We start from the raw sequence: 15,347 nt of genomic DNA on the forward strand, positions 1-15,347 counted from the left end.
ACCCTGGTCGGCATGCGAAAGCGCACACTATTCGGCCTCGCCGCCGGGACCGTCGCCGCCGGAGCGGCCACCCTGGCGTACGCGTCCCTCGTCGAACGCAACATGTTCACCCTGCGCCGGTACGACGTGCCGGTGCTGCCGGCCGACGCCGAGCCGCTGCGCGTGCTGCACCTGTCGGACCTGCACATGATGCCCGACCAGCGGCGCAAGCAGCAGTGGGTGGCCTCGCTGGCCGCCCTCGACCCGGACCTGGTGGTGGTCACCGGAGACAACATGGCCCACCCCGACGCGGTGCCCGGGGTGCTGCGCGCCCTGCAACCCCTGCTCGACTACCCCGGCGCGTTCGTCTTCGGCTCCAACGACTACACCGGGCCGGTCTGGAAGAACCCGTTCACCTACTTCCTGCCCGGCCGGGAGTACACCGAGGGCGCGGCCCTGCCGTTCGAGGAACTGCGGGACGTCCTCACCGGGGCCGGCTGGGCGGACCTCAACAACGCGCGTACCTCGATCAAGGCGGGGGGCCGCCTCGTCGAGCTGGTCGGCGTGGACGACCCGCACATCGGGCAGGACGACTACCCGGCCGTCGCCGGCCCGGTCGCCCCCGCCGCCGACCTGTCCATCGCGCTCGCCCACGCCCCGGAACCCGCCCTGCTCGACCAGATGGCCGCCGACGGCTTCGGCCTGCTGCTGGCCGGGCACACCCACGGCGGTCAGGTCTGCGTGCCCGGCTACGGCGCGCTGGTCACCAACTGCGGGCTGCCCCGGTCGATGGCGAAGGGCCTGCACCGCTGGCCCGCCTCCGACTCCTGGCTGCACGTCTCGGCGGGCCTCGGCACCCACCCCACCGCCCCGGTCCGCTTCGCCTGCCCGCCCGAGGCCAGCATCCTCACCCTCACCGCCCGCTGACCCCCGCTCTGCTGCCCCCATGATCAGGTTGCCGTTCCGCACAGTCCTGACGGCGTGTCGTCACCGTTCCGGCAATCTGATCATGGGGACAGGCAGGCCAGAGCCGGGTGCCGGGCTCCCCGTCGCCGGTGCCGGGGGTACCGAGTTTGATCGGCGGAGCGGGTGGGCTACTATTTCACCGCACGCCTCGGGGTGTGGCGCAGCTTGGTAGCGCGCTTCGTTCGGGACGAAGAGGTCGTCGGTTCGAATCCGGCCACCCCGACAGAGGTCAGAGGGCACATCCGATCCATGGATGTGCCCTCTAGTGCTTTGTACAGCAGCGGACAGCGCAGGCTCTCGCCGAGGCGCTTGAGCCCGTGGCGAGTGGCGTCCGAGGCCTGCGAGTAAATCTCCATCGTCACCGACGCCTCGTTGAGCTGGGTTCCTGGATCATGGGTGATGCCGGGACGGGCGGGGTGCCTGGTTGTCGGCTTCCGGCCGGTTGCCGCAGGCGATCCCCACCCGTCGAGGTGCGCGAATCGAGGGCCATCGTGGACGGCAGGGAAGGCCGCGTCGTGCCACTCAGCGGATTCCGGGCGGATGCAACGGCTGGTGCGATCGAGGGCCGGCGTGACGCGGCCCGCGTCAGCGTCAGGAAGGCTGCTGGGCAACTCCGAAGTCGAGGTCAGCGATCCGGAGGGAAGGCCGCGCTGACGTGCTCGACGAGGTCCCCGGTAGCACCGAGCATCGACGCGTCAACCCACCGTGCCCCGGACCGGAGGCGATCCGGCCGCTGCCGGCCATGTCGGGTCTCAGGACGTGCGTGACACGTCCGGCTAGACGATCTTGTCTGCCTCGGGCATCTCGTGGCGACGGAGTTGCGGAAGGTACGTGTAAGCGAACGCGGTAGCGCCACCTCCCTGCGGTGGGCCTTTCTGTGCTGAACTCGATCCTTGAACTGGATCGACAGCGAGAGGTGCTGATGGACGAGCACGCCGGTAAGCAGGAGGGGCCGTCCGCGGAAGAACTCGCACGCCGCAACAGGTGGTTCGAGCAGTACGTCGAGGCGTTGAACCAGCGATCTGTAGTGGCTGAAGCGGGTGACGAACCGTACGCGTGTCCCTGCTGTCGGCACCCGACGCTTGAGGGGCGAGGTCAGTTCGAGATCTGCTTCGCCTGCGGCTGGGAGGACGACGGCCAGGATGACGAAGACGCTGACACGGTACGAGGCGGCCCCAACGGCTCGCTGAGTCTGACGGATGCCCGGCGTGCCTACGCCGAACGGCCGGTCAGCCTGTCAGATGCGCGGCGCGCCTATGCCAGACGACAAGCCCGCTGGGAAGAGCGCAGACGCCGATCGGCGGCCCGCGACGACTTGACGTGATTCGATCCGCAAGCCGATCGCTTCGGCGCTCTCGCGGAGTGTCACCCCAGGTCCTGATACCAATCTGTCACGTAGGTCCTGGGACCGGACAGCCGGCTGCCGGCCGGTGTGGGAGGACTTTCTGTACATCTATCAAGGCGGCCCTGAACGGGCCGCACGCGCCAGCCGCCGGGCGCGCGCCCGGCGGCTGGCGCGGAAGGCGGGTGGCCCGGTGGGCCGCCGGATGACGGCAGGCCGTTTGCCGGTGGGGTGGTGGGGCCGGCAGCCGGCCGGGCCGCGCGGCGTAGGGGAGGGCACGCCGGGTCCGTTGGCGGCTGCCAGGCCGATGGCGGGGTTGGGGTTACTGCGCCTCCGGCGGGGGCGCTCCGGCTCCAGGATGGCCGGGGGTCCGTCGGCGGCCTGCGGTCCGTGGGTGGTGGCGGTGGGGAGCCATCCCGCCCGCCGTCGACCCGGGCGAGCCGAGCAGACCACCGCCCGACCCGCCAGCGTCCGACCGGGCGTCAAGGCCGTCTTGACGTGGCGGGCCGGGCAGCGGCCTGCTCCACAGGAGTGCGGGTCGACGGCAGACAGGGATGGCAGGCGGTAACCCTGTGGAGTTCTCACTCCTCGGGTGGCAATCTCACGTCATGCCCGACACCACCCCTGACGCAGAGCTTACGGAAAGTCTCTATCGAGCAATTGGCCGAGTCGTCTCGGAAAGTGCAAAGGTAGAAGACCGACTGCGTAGCATCCTATCCGACTTTGACCCGACCGATAATCTCGCCATCCTGTTTGAAGGTCAGTCATGGGAGTGGCTAGTGCAGAGCGTCAAGGTCGTTCTTGCTAAATACGGTGCGTATGGTTGGAGGGGTGAGCGCGACGAAATGATTAGCCTGTTGGGCGAGATGGCCGAGTTGCGCGATTTGCGGAACTGGGTTGCCCACTCGACATGGCGAAAACATTGCAGCTTCGGCGACGATGACGAATTATGCGCACCATCCGTGCGAGGAAAATCGGAACCCGAAAAGGTACTTCACTTCAATCGAAGTAGGCAGCGCAGAAAGCGAGCGGAGAAAAGATTCACGGTTGAAGATGTCGAGGAGATTGCCGACAGGATAGAAGATCTTTGTGTGCGCTTGCATGACTGCGGCACCAGAATGGCTAAGCGCAGATACATGCTTGGCAGATATCCCGCCTATAAGGGTCTTGGGTAAGATCCTTATAGGGCGGCGAGCCATATCAACCTCTCGTGGGTGACTTACTGAGTGACGATCGGAGCGAATAGGCCCGCACGCCGGTGGACGATGATGGACCGAGGGTCCAGGGTCCGATGAGAGAAGGGCCAGGTTGGCACAGCTTGATCGCTGCCTGGGGGTCAAGGAGTCGCCGGGTTGACATCCATAGGAGCATCGGGATGGCAACACCGCTCTCGGTTGCTGCCGCGGCTCACAGCAGGGTGGTTCGGGGCGTCGAGCGTCGAACTGTTCTTGTGGATGTTGCAGGGACCGCGCCAGTGGCCTTACCGCAGCGCTGGCCGCAGTCATGGTCGGTGCGGCCGTGGCGGCCTGCGACCCCACGAGCGGGGCGGCGTGGGCGTTTGGCGTAGCAATGTTCTTCGCCGTCACGGCGGCAAGACCGGTCGAGCGCGATCGTTGCCGGATGCCCCAGCGGCCGATTGACCGCCCAGGGGACAACGAAAGTGAGGACCGCCGCCAGTAATCGGCCGCTAGTGCGCGCCGTCAAGACTCGTGACGGAATCCCGTCGACAGTAGTTCATGCCCGGCTGGACCGCTACGCCACCACCATACCTGCGGCGGTGTACCGAGTTCTATCCGCGCCTTTCTTCCACCCTTGTAGCGATGCCGCATTACTTCTAGCCAACGCGCTTCGTCGGCTCGCTCTAATCGTCGGGATGCATTAGCCATCCCCCGATAATGGCAATCGAAGTCGCGCTCAAACGCATAGTAAGTCACTTGAGCGTCAAAGTGGGCGCGCCACAAGTGATCAAGCATGTTGGCCAGAATAACGACACGGAACAGGGTGATGGACCGTAGCCTAACGCTCCGATCGGAGTTGATTCCATCCGCAGCTTTGGTTAGAGCGGTATTCCACTCACCGTGTGCGAGCGAGTTTCGAATATCGATTAGAGGATTGAGGTGGTCGCGATTGAAGCGATTGATTTCGTTATACCGCCTACGCTCTACCTTGTTGAGTGCAGCCGGAATGTCGTGGGGTTTGCAGGGCCTGCCGCCCTGGGTACTCTTTCTCATCGCCAGCGACGTACGAAGTAGCTCCTCCCACTTGGCAGCGAGGCCCCTCGTCTTTCGTATGGCGCTGATATCGGAGGGCGACAGACGGGAATCGGGATGGTTCAGCAGCCAGTGCAGCCGACCTTCATACTGCGCTGCCAGCAAGAGTGCTGCCAGGCGTTCAGTTACGGCTACTTCGGCCGGCCGGTTGATGGCCACTTGTCGCTTGGCTAATCGCACGGTATGCACGAATGCCGAGGTGCCCTGCCGTACATTGGCGTCAATTGCTATGAATAGTGGTGTCGGTGTCGGCATCTTTACTCTCGTGTCGGCGCAGGATACGGGTAGTGGCCGTCTCCTCCGCCGGCACGAGAGTCGAACTCGTAAACTCCCGCCTCAACGGCTCGATGCGCAACGCGCGACGCGAACATCGAGCCTCCTCGGGTGTGTTTGCCCATTACACCATCCGGCCTTGCAGCGCTGAAGCGCCGCCAAGAAGGCTAGCAGGTACAGTCCCCTAGGCGTCCTCAGAGGAACCGGAGGCTGAGCAGCCTCGTTCGTCGGGGTGCGGAGGAGCATGATGCCGTTCATCAGAGGGCGGCATGCCAGGCACGGCGTCAGCCGAACGTCGCAGACGAGCAATTCGCTGACAGCAACCGGCCCGGACGAGGACAACGGTCGGGCGCCGGCTGCGAACAGTCACCCGAGGTCACGGACGCGGGCGGCCGACGGCAGACGAGCTGCACAGAGCTAACAAGCGAGGGGTCGGACGGCCGGGTGCGGCCAGCAGGTGCCGCCTGTCGTGCATGGTAAGGGGGCCGGCGCGGATACTGGCGGGGTGGTGGAGGAGCAGGCGACGGAGTTGACCCGGTGGACCATCCACGGCGAGCGGGTCGTGGACGACACCCGCCGGGCACGCCTGAGCATCGCCGAGGTGGAGTTGCCTGACGGCGTGCGCTTCGAGCAGTACGTGATCAGGGTTCCCCGGTCGGCCATGGTCGCCGTGCTCGACGATCAGGAGCGTCTGCTGTTGATGCGGCGGCACCGGTTCGTGTTCGACCGGTGGGTGTGGGAACTGCCCGGCGGCTACATCGACCCCGACGAGCAGCCGGCGCAGTGCGCGGTACGGGAGGTCGAGGAAGAAACCGGCTGGCGGCCCCAGGCGGTAGAGCCGCTGCTGTCCTTCCAACCGTGGGTCGGCACTGCCGATGCCGAGAACCTTCTCTTCCTGGCCCTGCACGCCGAGCACATCGGCACACCCACGGATGTGAACGAAGCAGAGCAGGTCGCCTGGATTCCGCTCGACGAGGCGTACGGCCTGGTATCGCGGGGTGAGATCGTCGGTGCCGGCACGGTGATCGCGGTGCTGGAGCTGGTGGCGCGCAAGGCCCGGGGAGAGCTGTGACGGTCAGCGTCGAGGGCCGAGGGTGGCATCGATGCGACCGGTGAAGTGCCGGACGGCGGGTAGCCGCCGGTGTGGGGCGAGCTGCGCTTGCAGGTCGCGGACATAGCGAACGGCCCTGGCCGAGCGGAGCTGGTTGGTCAGGGTCAGGGCTTCCGCCCCGACGGTGCAGGCCCGGTCGGGTTCGCCCTGCTGGGCGTGGACGCTGGCGAGCAGCGCCAGGTTGAAGGCTCTGCCGCGTACGTACCGGTTGTCGATCCGTAGGGATCGGGCAGCGAAGCGTTCGGCGTGGGTGTTGCGGCCGAGGGCGAGGAAGTGGTGGCCGAACTTGGCCGACAGGTACGCCTCGTCGAAGTAGCTGAGCCATTGCGGATCGGCGCTGCGGTCGGCCCGGTCGAAGGCCTGTTCCGCCTGGTGCAAGGCGGCGGCGCAGGCCCGTTCGTCGTTGGCCTTGGCCAGGGCGTGGGCTTCCATGACGTGGGCTTCGGCGGTCAGCACGGGGACCCCGGCGCAGCGAGCGGTCTGGCCGGCGGCGCGGGCGAGGTCGAGGCCGGTCGCGGTGTGACCGAGGTAGGTGGCTTGATGGCTCATCGCGGCGAGGATCTCCGCGCCGAGGCCGTCGTCTCCGGCAGCGTGGGCAAAGTCCAGGGCAAGGGTCAAGTACCGCTGGGCGATGCCGTGCTCAGCCGTGTCGTACGCCTGCCAGCCAGCGAGTTGGGCCAGCTCGGCAGCGGCACTGAGCAGCCGTTGACCGGAGGCGTGGCCGTACCGGCCGTTGTTCGCGAATATGAGTTGATGACGCTTGGTGTCTGCTCGTAACCCTGAGTCACCGCCAGTGGCAGCGGGCGACAGCTTGAGACCGCATCCCCCAGCGGGGGTCAGGCTGGCTTGCGTGCTGCTCTCTCCACTTCTTGCAGCACCAGTCCGAGAGTTTGTGAGCGGCGGTCTGCCGGCAGCATCGACCAGGCCCGTCGGGCATACGCAAGTCCCCCGGACCGATCCCCGGACTTGGCCATCATGAGGGCCCGGTGTAGCTCGATGTGGGTGGCGAACCGGGTCAGCGCCGGCGGCCGGAGCCGGTCGGCGTCGGTCTGGGCCTGCTCGCCGGGGCCGACCATGCCGAGTCGGGCGTAGAGCATCGACCGGAAGGTGGCCATGCGCCAGGCGGGTACGGCGGCGTCGGAGATTTCACCGTCCGGAGAGGCGGTCTGGTCGAAGATCCGTCGTGCGTCCTCGTCGGCCGTGATGGCTCCGCCGATGTCGCCTCGCCCGGCGGCGACGTGTGCGCGGGCCATCAGCGCCTGGAGACGTCCGAGCGACGGACGGTCGGACAGGGCGATGGCCTCGTCGGCGTACCGCTTGGCGACGGGTAGAGCCGCGCCTTCGTAGGCCAGGGCGATGGCGGCCCTGCCACGTACCCAGACCCGGACAGCGAGGTCGCCGGAGCGGTCGGCGGCGATCCGGGCGGTGTCGTACCAGCCGATCGCCTCGGTCGGGTCCTTGGTGGTCTTGCCGTAGGTGGTGAGTGCGCGGGCGGCGGTCGCCCACATCGTCGGCGAGTCGAGCTGCTGTTGCAGGACGACGAGGTCACTGGCAAGCCTGCTCTGAAGGCTGTCCGCGCCGATCTCCATGTAGTCGCGGCCGTACTGCTCGACCCGGTCGCGCCAGCGGTCTTCGCTGTCCCGTCGGCCGGCGAGGGCTGCGGTGAAGCCGGATCGGATCAGCTCGTTGGCGGCGATCGGGCCAATGGTGGCGGCTTGGAGAAGGTGCCTACGTCTCACGTCCGGGTCTCCCAACGCTCGCGCGTAGGCGAGCACGATGTCCGGCGTCGCGGTCCGGCGTCCCGACTCGACGTTGCTCAGGTGCGAAGCCGAATAGCTGGTGCGGGCCGCGATGGAGGCCAGCGTCACGCCTGCCTCGGTACGAGCCTGCCTCAGTTGTGCGCCGAGGTCATCCATCGGAGCCCCCGTGAAAGGTCCTGAAAGCATCGAGCCACTTCCGAGCGTAGTCGTGGGATCACAAGAGTAGACACCAGACGTGGTCAGCGCGGCCGGTGCGACGACCGGGCTTGGTCACGTCGCCAGCCGGGCGCGGCGGCGTCGATCCCCCCGAGAGCAGTGTCGCCGCGCCCCCTCTAACGGTGGAGGCGGGAATGAGCGGCGACGTTCCGGACCAGTCCAGGGGCGAGCAGATCCAGCAGGCGGAACGGGAGGCGGCTCGGCAGCGGATCCTCGCGCAGGCCGAGGCGGACCGGATACCGGCCGAGGAGACGGATCGGGCGGTGCCGGATCGACGGTGGCGTCGTGGACAGCGTTGACCTGTTGCCGGTCGGTCGTCGGGTGGCGTACTGGCGGGGGCGGCGGAAGCTCTCCCAGCAGGTGTTGGCCGATCGGCTGGGTAAGTCGAAGAGTTGGGTGGACAAGGTCGAGCGGGGTGTCCGGTCGCTGGACAAGGTGTCGACGCTCCAGGACATCGCCGCCGTCCTGCGGATCGAGCCGGGGGTGTTGCTCGGCCGGCACGTCGAGCCGGCCGGGGTGACCGAGCGTGCCGAGGGTGTGGAACGGATCCGCGCGGCCCTGACGACGTACGAGATCGCCTTGGCGCGTCCGAACACCCGCCGACCTGTACTGACAGCGGAGAGGCTGACGCGGGAGACCGCGCACGTGTGGACGGCCTTCCAGCTTGCCCGCTACCCGCAGGTGATTGATCTGGTGCCGGATTTGGTGGCCGACGCGCAGCGCACCCACGCCCACGATCCCCGTGCGGGGCGGGTGCCGCTGGTGGAGGCGTACCGGGTGACGGCGTCGCTGCTGGTGAAGCTCGGTGCCTTCGAGGTGGCGTGGTTGGCGGTCGACCGGGCGATGACCGCCGCTACTGGTAACCGGGTGTTGGTGGCGGCCACTGCGGTGCAGCTCGGTCAGGTGTTGCGCGGCTCGGGGCGGGCGCGGGTGGCGAAGTCGGTGATGCTGACCGCCGCGTACCGGATCGCCCCACCCGTGATCGAGTACGGCCCTCCTGCCGAGCTGTCTCTGTGCGGGACCCTGCTGGTGCAGGCCGCCCTGGCCGCCGCCTGCGCCGGGGACGACCGCACCGCCGCCGAGCTGGTCGACGAGGCTGCGGAGATGGCGGCGCAGGTAGGAGACGGTCACGACCATCACCGGACCGGGTTCGGGGCAACGGCGGTGGAGTTGGCCCGGATCACCGTGGCGGTGGAGTTGGGCGACGCGGAGACGGCCGTGGCCTGGCACGAGAAGGTGACCGTACGGGATGGCTGGCGGTGGCTGCCCGCCGAACACCGCGCCGCGTACCTGATCGACATTGCCCGCGCCCACCTCCAGGCCAACGACCCGGTCAATGCCGGCCGGGTCCTGCTGCAGGCCCACCGGACCGCACCGGCCGAGATCCACCATCGACCAGCCGGCCGGGACATCCTCGCCCAAGTCGCCCGCGACCCCGACGCCCCGGCAACGATCACCCAACTCGCCGACATGCTCGGAACGGGTTGAACGGTGACCGGTCCTCACCTGTCCCTGGCACAGATCCGCAACCGGCTGATCCTCACCGCCCGTGCCGTCCTCCGCGATCACCGGCCCGGACCCGACGGCCGCTGTCCGGTCTGCCGGACCGCAGGCTGCCCGGTGGCGACCGCAGCCCGCAACGTCCTGCGCTCGGCGGAAGAAGTACAGCAGCGGAGTACAGCAACCGAGCCGACCACACCCGACCCGGACGAGCCCCAGCAGGCTCCATGACCTCGGACAACACCCGACCCAACCGGCGTGCCGCTACTTTCATTAGGCGGTAACCGCCGCGCGGACGAAGGCGGCGACCTCGCGCGACGTGCTGGTCTGGGACCAGGCGAGGACCAGGGTGGCCGGGTCGGCGTCCAGGACGGGGCGGCTGATCAGGCCCGGGGGCAGGTACTCGCCTACCGATTCCGGGACGACCGCGATCAGGCGGCCGAGCTGGATCAGGTGCAGCAGCTGGTTGCTGTCGGCGACCGGGTGACCGGTGACGCCGGGGCGGGCTTCGGGCCAGCGGGGCATCGGCTCGCCGTGCAGGTCGGCCATCGACACGGTGGCGCGTTCGGCGAGCCGGTGACCCTCGGGCAGCAGCACGACCTGGCCCTCGGTGTGCAGGTCGTCGCTGTCCAGGCCGGTCAGGTCGTTCTGCGGCCGGTGCAGCAGGGCGAGGTCGGCCCGGCCGTCGCGGACCATGGCGGCGCGTTCGCCGACCCGGAAGGCGAGGTCGACCGGGACGGCGCCGGGAGATGCCGCGTAACGGTCAAGGATGGTGCGCAGCAGTCCGGCGTCGCCGCCGGGTTTGAGGGCCAGGGTCAGGTGCGGGGTGGTCTGGGCGGCTTTTCGGGTACGCCGGATCGCCGCCTCGACCGCGTTGAGCGCGCCGCGGGCCTCGGTGAGCAGCACCTCGCCGGGCGGGGTGAGGTGGACCGCGCGGCTGGTGCGTTCCAGCAGCGTGACACCCATCCGGCGTTCGAGCAGGCGGATCGCCCGGGACAGGGGTGGCTGGGCGATGCCGAGGCGCTGTGCGGCGCGGCCGAAGTGGAGCTCCTCGGCGACCGCGACGAAGTAACGCAGTTCGCGCGTCTCGACGTCATCCATACCGCCAAGGTATCGCCACGGACCGGTTCGGTCCTGGTCCGCAGGCGCTGCCGGTGATGGGCTCGGGGCATGAGTGGAGCACGCATCGCGATGGTGACCGGGGCGAACAAGGGGATCGGGCGGGCCGTCGCCGAAGGCCTCGCCGAGTTGGGGATCACGGTGCTGGTCGGTGCCCGGGACCCGGAGCGGGGAGCGGAGACGGCGGCGAAGATCGAGGGCGCGTCGGCGATCCGACTGGACGTGACCGATCCGGCCGGGGTCGCCGCTGCCGCCGAGGAGATCGGGGCCCGGTTCGGCCGGTTGGACATCCTGGTCAACAACGCGGGGATCGGCGGTGACCGGACGGCGCAGGCACCGGGGGCGGCCCGGCTGGACGGCATCCGGGAGGTGTTCGAGACGAACCTGTTCGGGGTGGTGACGGTGACCGAGGCGATGCTGCCGCTGCTGCGCCGCTCGGCCGGGGCACGGATCGTGAACGTGTCCAGTGGCACGTCGTCGATGGCGTGGACGACCGACGCGACCCACTATCTGAGCCGGATGCCGGCGTCGCTGGGTTATCCGGTGTCCAAGGCGGCGTTGAACATGCTGACCGTGCAGTATGCGAAGGCGCTGGCCGGCGACGGGATCCTGGTGAACGCGGTCGCGCCGGGCGCGTGTGACACGGATTTCGCCAAGGGGCTGCCCTTCGAGCTGTCCCGGACGCCGGCCGAGGGCGCGGCGGTGGTGGTGCGGCTGGCCACGCTGGGGCGGGAGTGCCCCAGCGGCGGGTTCTTCGACGACGGCGGGAAGGTGCCGTGGTGAGACGGCTCAGCCCGAGGTCAGGGGCCACTCCCGTCAACAGGGAGTGGCCCCTGGCGCAGTCGGGGGCGACGGCGACCGGTCACCCGTGCCCGCCGAACCCCGTTGGTCAGGTCAGGACGGGTTCAGTTTGATGGAGAAGCCGTTGAAGATCGTCCACACGTCGACCCAGCCCAGTCCGGTGGTGCAGCCGGACGCGCCGCAGCCGTAGCCGACGCTGACGATGCCGTTGAGTTGGCGGGAGTTGGGGTCGTTGAGGTAGATGACCGGCCCGCCGCTGTCGCCACCGCGACCGACGATGCCGCCGGCGTTCGGTACGCCGTAGCTGCCCCAGACGGTGGTGCCGTTCACGACCCAACTGGCATTGCCCGCGTAAACCGTCCTGATGTTGCAGACGACCTTCGAGTTGTATCCGAGCTGGCAGGTGAAATCGCCTACCGCCACATTGCGTACGCCGTTGAGATAGCGGGCGTAGCCGGTCGCGTCGACGCCGTCCCACGTGTATCGGTACGTCGGCGCCTCGATGAATACCGAGTCGAGATCGGCCCGCTTGTACTTGACCTGGCCGATGTAATTGCCGCCGGCCGCCGAGACGTTGTCACCGACGTTGTAACAGTGGCCGGCGGTGACCAGCCATTGCCGGCCGTCCCAGGTGCTGACGGCGGGGATGCCGCTGGTGCAGTACGACTCGCTTCCGTAGGCCGGCCCGAGGGCTGCTCCCGCGTAGAACGGGGAGGTGTCGTTCCAGCGGCTCAGCGGCTTCGACGGGGGTGCCTGCCGGACGCGGATCTCGGTGGCGTCGGCGGCGGCGCGCCGCTGCGCGACGGCCGGCGAGGCGAGGTAGGTGTGCGCGGCCTGGGCGTCGTCCACGGCGAGTTCGATGACGCTGCCGTCGACGGAGCTGCCCGCCAGGCCGACCGTGAAGGGCAGGTCGGTGCGTTCGGTGAGGGCGGTGATCTCCTGCCGGAGCTGCTGCCGCGACTTCCTGCTCTGCACCACGTTGATCAGTCGGGTGTTCACCTTGGGGTTGACCCGGCGGACTGCGGCGATGAAGGCGCGCCCCTGCCGCACGTCGGTCAGGTAGACGTTGACCGACCGATAGTCGGCGGCCATCTCGACCTGCGTGTAGATGTCCGCCCGGGTGCCCAGCCCGACCTGGGCCACGGCGTCGGCCGCCAGCCGCAGGGGTTCGAGCACCGTGGCCTGTCGTTCCGGCGTCATGGCCGCCACCGCCGCGACGCTCAGCGGTCCCGGTGATGCCGCGTTGGCCGGCACGGCCATGAACGGCAGTACGACACCCACCCCGACCAGGGCGAGGGTTCTTCGGAGCGAATTGTTCATCTGCGTCCTCCCGACAATTGGAGAATGTTTCTCCATCGAGAGCATCATCTATTAATTTAAGTTCGGCAATAAGCATGCCTGTCGGGTGATGGACTGAACGCCATCGCGCCGGCCCGACTATTCGGAACGCGCGTACTGTTTTTGCCGGGAGAATTGTCCGGCCGATGTGGAACGTCACGACCGGGCCGGATTCGCCCCCGGGATGCCGGTGGCCGTGGCGTCGTACCGTGGGCGTCCCACCCGTGGAGGAGCCCGATGTCGATCCCCGATCCGGTCGTGCTCGCCCTGCCGTTCCGGGGCACCTGGCTGGTCCGCAACAGCCCCGCCCGGCGGGTGCCCAGCCACGGCACCGACCTCTTCGCCACCACGTACGCGATGGATTTCGTGGCGGTGCGGGGGCGACGGACGGCGACCGTCCGGGACTGGCGGACGCTGCTGGCGACCGAGCCGCCGCAGCGGTTCCTGGCCTTCGGGCGGCCGATCCTCGCCCCCGCCGCCGGCCGGGTGGTGGCGGTGCACGACGGGGAGGCCGACCACGAGGCCCGCCGGTCGCCGACGACGCTGCTGTCCTACGCGCTGACCCAGGCGGCCCGGGTCCGCCGGGGCGCGGGCGCCGTCGCCGGCAACCACGTGATCGTCGAGCTGGCCGGGCACCGGGGGTACGTCCTGCTCGCCCACCTGCGCGCCGGGTCGGTCCGGGTGGCGGTGGGCGACCCGGTCGACGTCGGGCAGGAGCTGGCCGACTGCGGCAACTCGGGGAACTCCACCCAGCCGCACCTGCACCTGCAGGTGATGGATGCCGCCGACCCGTATGCCGCGCGGGGCCTGCCGGTGGCCTTCCGGCACTACCTGTCGTGGCGGCGGACGGGCGACCCGCCGGTCGAGGTCGACCGGGGCGTCCCGGGCGAGGCGGAGGTGATCGAGCCGGGGCGGTGACCCCGCGCGGTGGCGTCCGCCCGGCGCGGCGCGACGACCCGGTTTTCCTGGCAAGGTGTACGGCATGCCCGCGCTGCCCCGCCCCCGGATGTCCGACTGGACGATCGTGGTACCCGTCCTCGCGGTGCTGCTGCTGCTCGTCACCTGGAACCGCGAGCTGCCGGGTCTGCTGGTGGCGGTGGTCGCCCTCCTGCTGGCCGGCGCGGTGCTGGCGGCCGTGCACCACGCCGAGGTGGTCGCCCACAAGGTCGGTGAGCCGTACGGCTCGCTGGTGCTCGCGGTGGCGGTCACCGTCATCGAGGTCGCCCTGATCGTCACCCTGATGATCAGTGGTGGGGACAAGACCCAGGCGTTGGCCCGGGACACCGTCTTCGCCGCCGTGATGATCACCTGTAACGGCATCCTCGGGCTCTCGCTGCTGCTCGGCGCGCTCCGGCGCCGGGTGGCCGTGTTCAACCCGGAGGGCACCGGTGGGGCGCTGGCCACCGTGGCGACCCTCGCCACCCTGAGCCTGGTGGTGCCGACGTTCACCACCAGCAAGACCGGCCCCGAGTTCTCCCCCGCCCAGCTCGCCTTCGCGGCCGTGGCGTCGCTCGCGCTGTACGGGCTGTTCGTGATGGTGCAGACCGGCCGGCACCGGGACTACTTCCTGCCGGTCACCAGCGACGGCAGCGTGCCCGACTCCGACGGCGACGGGCACGCCGACCCGCCGTCGACGCGGACCGCGGTGACGAGCCTGGTGCTGCTCGTCGTCGCCCTGGTCGCCGTGGTCGGCGACGCGAAGACCGTCTCGCCGACCATCGAGGCCGGGGTCGCGGCGGCGAACCTGCCGCAGTCCTTCGTCGGGGTGATCATCGCGCTGCTCGTGCTGCTGCCGGAGACCCTGGCCGCCGCCCGCGCGGCCCGCCGGGACCGGGTGCAGATCAGCCTCAACCTGGCGCTCGGCTCGGCGATGGCGAGCATCGGCCTGACCATCCCGGCGATCGCGCTCGCCTCGATCTGGTTGGACGGGCCGCTGCTGCTCGGCCTCGGCGGCACCCAACTGACCCTGCTGGCGTTGACCGCCGTCACCGGGGTGCTGACCGTGGTGCCGGGCCGGGCCACCGTCCTGCAGGGTGGGGTGCACCTGGTGCTGCTCGCCGCGTTCGTCTTCCTCGCCGCCAGCCCCTGACCCGCCGCGCCGGCGGGACGTCGTCAGTCGTCGTGGCGTTCGGTGCGGGCGACCTCGGCGAACGCCGCCTCCAGGCAGCCGGCGAACGGGACCCCGGTCACCGCGAGCAGGTCGGCCACCAGCAGCGGCGCGTGGGCGGCGACGGCGACCGGGTCGGGCGGGGTGTCGTCGTCACCCGGGTCGTAGACGCCGAGCGCCCCGGCCAGCAGCACCAGCACCACGTGCGGGTCGACGTCGGGTCGCCAGGTCGCGGCTGCGCGGACGCAGCGTTCCAGCACCTGCCGCACGTCGTCGCTGTCGAGCCCGTCGGGGTGCGCCTGTTCCAGCAGGAGCCGGACCACGCCGCCGAGGACCAGCCCGGCGCGGTCGGCACCGGCGAGCCGGGGCACCGCGCCGTCGTACGCCGCGCCGTCGCGGGCGCGGGCGGCCTCGACCGCCGCGGTGGCGGCCACCGCGATCTCGCGGGCCGGGGCGGGCAGGTGTCGCCAGGTCACCGTCACCGGCCCAGCATGGCAGAGCCGACCGACACGGACCCGGCCGGACGCCGGGGTCGGGTCGGCGCGGGCGCAAACGGGTCGACCGC

General features: G+C 69.5%; 14 protein-coding genes, 1 tRNA gene and 1 pseudogene. 10 read left to right on the plus strand and 6 right to left on the minus strand.

Features of this window, described 5'->3' with window-relative positions; all coding sequences use genetic code 11:
* Nucleotides 1-12: 12 nt before the first annotated feature.
* From FJK98_RS30795 to FJK98_RS30810, 4 genes are all read left to right on the plus strand, one after another.
* Nucleotides 13-906 (plus strand): metallophosphoesterase, encoded by an 894-nt coding sequence (locus FJK98_RS30795; RefSeq protein WP_145922145.1) that lies wholly within the window; start codon nt 13-15, stop codon nt 904-906.
* A gap of 188 nt (nt 907-1,094) precedes the next feature.
* A tRNA-Pro gene (locus FJK98_RS30800) sits at nt 1,095-1,168 on the plus strand.
* Nucleotides 1,169-1,822: 654 nt separating this feature from the next.
* Nucleotides 1,823-2,269 carry a CPCC family cysteine-rich protein gene (locus FJK98_RS30805; protein WP_240762446.1) on the plus strand — a complete coding sequence of 149 codons (447 nt, stop codon included), beginning with the start codon at nt 1,823-1,825 and terminating at the stop codon, nt 2,267-2,269.
* Between the two features lie 626 nt (nt 2,270-2,895).
* Nucleotides 2,896-3,462 (plus strand): hypothetical protein, encoded by a 567-nt coding sequence (locus FJK98_RS30810; protein ID WP_145922146.1) that lies wholly within the window; start codon nt 2,896-2,898, stop codon nt 3,460-3,462.
* 525 nt (nt 3,463-3,987) lie between these two features.
* Here the strand turns inward: FJK98_RS30810 and FJK98_RS30815 are convergent.
* Nucleotides 3,988-4,812 (minus strand): hypothetical protein, encoded by an 825-nt coding sequence (locus tag FJK98_RS30815; protein WP_145922147.1) that lies wholly within the window; start codon nt 4,810-4,812, stop codon nt 3,988-3,990.
* Between the two features lie 523 nt (nt 4,813-5,335).
* Here FJK98_RS30815 and FJK98_RS30820 point away from each other — a divergent pair.
* Complete coding sequence (locus FJK98_RS30820) at nt 5,336-5,902, plus strand: NUDIX hydrolase (protein WP_145922148.1); 567 nt, start codon at nt 5,336-5,338, stop codon at nt 5,900-5,902.
* A 3-nt stretch (nt 5,903-5,905) separates the two neighbouring features.
* Here the strand turns inward: FJK98_RS30820 and FJK98_RS30825 are convergent.
* Both FJK98_RS30825 and FJK98_RS30830 read right to left on the minus strand, forming a co-directional pair.
* Nucleotides 5,906-6,679: pseudogene (locus FJK98_RS30825) on the minus strand (XRE family transcriptional regulator); the annotation flags it as partial.
* 98 nt (nt 6,680-6,777) lie between these two features.
* Nucleotides 6,778-7,857 carry a helix-turn-helix domain-containing protein gene (locus FJK98_RS30830; protein WP_145922149.1) on the minus strand — a complete coding sequence of 360 codons (1,080 nt, stop codon included), beginning with the start codon at nt 7,855-7,857 and terminating at the stop codon, nt 6,778-6,780.
* 194 nt (nt 7,858-8,051) lie between these two features.
* On the opposite strand from FJK98_RS30830, the gene FJK98_RS33430 reads away from it, so the two are divergent.
* Nucleotides 8,052-8,216, plus strand: coding sequence for a hypothetical protein (locus FJK98_RS33430; RefSeq protein WP_168222576.1), 165 nt, complete (start codon nt 8,052-8,054; stop codon nt 8,214-8,216).
* A complete protein-coding gene (locus tag FJK98_RS30835; protein WP_240762448.1) occupies nt 8,203-9,405 on the plus strand; it encodes a helix-turn-helix domain-containing protein in 1,203 nt (400 codons plus the stop codon). Before FJK98_RS33430 ends, FJK98_RS30835 begins: the two co-directional genes overlap by 14 nt.
* A 285-nt stretch (nt 9,406-9,690) precedes the next feature.
* Here the strand turns inward: FJK98_RS30835 and FJK98_RS30845 are convergent, their stop codons facing one another.
* Nucleotides 9,691-10,518: a LysR family transcriptional regulator gene (locus FJK98_RS30845; protein WP_145922151.1), complete on the minus strand. Its 828-nt coding sequence runs from the start codon at nt 10,516-10,518 to the stop codon at nt 9,691-9,693.
* A 69-nt stretch (nt 10,519-10,587) separates the two neighbouring features.
* Between FJK98_RS30845 and FJK98_RS30850 the strand changes: the two genes are divergently transcribed.
* Nucleotides 10,588-11,319 carry an SDR family NAD(P)-dependent oxidoreductase gene (locus FJK98_RS30850; protein ID WP_145922152.1) on the plus strand — a complete coding sequence of 244 codons (732 nt, stop codon included), beginning with the start codon at nt 10,588-10,590 and terminating at the stop codon, nt 11,317-11,319.
* Nucleotides 11,320-11,430: 111 nt separating this feature from the next.
* On the opposite strand, the gene FJK98_RS30855 is transcribed toward FJK98_RS30850, so the two are convergent.
* On the minus strand, nt 11,431-12,657 hold the full coding sequence (locus FJK98_RS30855; protein WP_145922153.1) for a hypothetical protein: 1,227 nt from the start codon (nt 12,655-12,657) through the stop codon (nt 11,431-11,433).
* A 255-nt stretch (nt 12,658-12,912) separates the two neighbouring features.
* On the opposite strand from FJK98_RS30855, the gene FJK98_RS30860 reads away from it, so the two are divergent.
* Entirely contained in the window at nt 12,913-13,593 is a 681-nt protein-coding gene (locus tag FJK98_RS30860; RefSeq protein ID WP_145922154.1) for a M23 family metallopeptidase, read from the plus strand.
* 64 nt (nt 13,594-13,657) lie between these two features.
* Entirely contained in the window at nt 13,658-14,764 is a 1,107-nt protein-coding gene (locus tag FJK98_RS30865) for a calcium:proton antiporter (RefSeq protein WP_145922155.1), read from the plus strand.
* A 23-nt stretch (nt 14,765-14,787) separates the two neighbouring features.
* On the opposite strand, the gene FJK98_RS30870 is transcribed toward FJK98_RS30865, so the two are convergent.
* Nucleotides 14,788-15,264 carry a hypothetical protein gene (locus FJK98_RS30870; protein WP_145922156.1) on the minus strand — a complete coding sequence of 159 codons (477 nt, stop codon included), beginning with the start codon at nt 15,262-15,264 and terminating at the stop codon, nt 14,788-14,790.
* Nucleotides 15,265-15,347: the final 83 nt, after the last annotated feature.

Origin of the sequence: Micromonospora sp. HM134 (assembly GCF_007833915.1) — a bacterium.
GTDB classification, from domain to species: Bacteria; Actinomycetota; Actinomycetes; order Mycobacteriales; family Micromonosporaceae; genus Micromonospora; species Micromonospora wenchangensis.

What these genes read in the sequence shown, in the direction of transcription:
- FJK98_RS33430 (WP_168222576.1), top strand. Translation starts at nt 8,052, where the DNA reads ATGAGCGGCGACGTTCCGGACCAGTCCAGGGGCGAGCAGATCCAGCAG.
- FJK98_RS30850 (WP_145922152.1), top strand. Translation starts at nt 10,588, where the DNA reads ATGAGTGGAGCACGCATCGCGATGGTGACCGGGGCGAACAAGGGGATC.
- FJK98_RS30855 (WP_145922153.1), bottom strand. Translation starts at nt 12,657, where the DNA reads ATGAACAATTCGCTCCGAAGAACCCTCGCCCTGGTCGGGGTGGGTGTC.
- FJK98_RS30845 (WP_145922151.1), bottom strand. Translation starts at nt 10,518, where the DNA reads ATGGATGACGTCGAGACGCGCGAACTGCGTTACTTCGTCGCGGTCGCC.
- FJK98_RS30810 (WP_145922146.1), top strand. Translation starts at nt 2,896, where the DNA reads ATGCCCGACACCACCCCTGACGCAGAGCTTACGGAAAGTCTCTATCGA.
- FJK98_RS30860 (WP_145922154.1), top strand. Translation starts at nt 12,913, where the DNA reads ATGTCGATCCCCGATCCGGTCGTGCTCGCCCTGCCGTTCCGGGGCACC.
- FJK98_RS30815 (WP_145922147.1), bottom strand. Translation starts at nt 4,812, where the DNA reads ATGCCGACACCGACACCACTATTCATAGCAATTGACGCCAATGTACGG.
- FJK98_RS30795 (WP_145922145.1), top strand. Translation starts at nt 13, where the DNA reads ATGCGAAAGCGCACACTATTCGGCCTCGCCGCCGGGACCGTCGCCGCC.
- FJK98_RS30865 (WP_145922155.1), top strand. Translation starts at nt 13,658, where the DNA reads ATGCCCGCGCTGCCCCGCCCCCGGATGTCCGACTGGACGATCGTGGTA.
- FJK98_RS30830 (WP_145922149.1), bottom strand. Translation starts at nt 7,857, where the DNA reads ATGGATGACCTCGGCGCACAACTGAGGCAGGCTCGTACCGAGGCAGGC.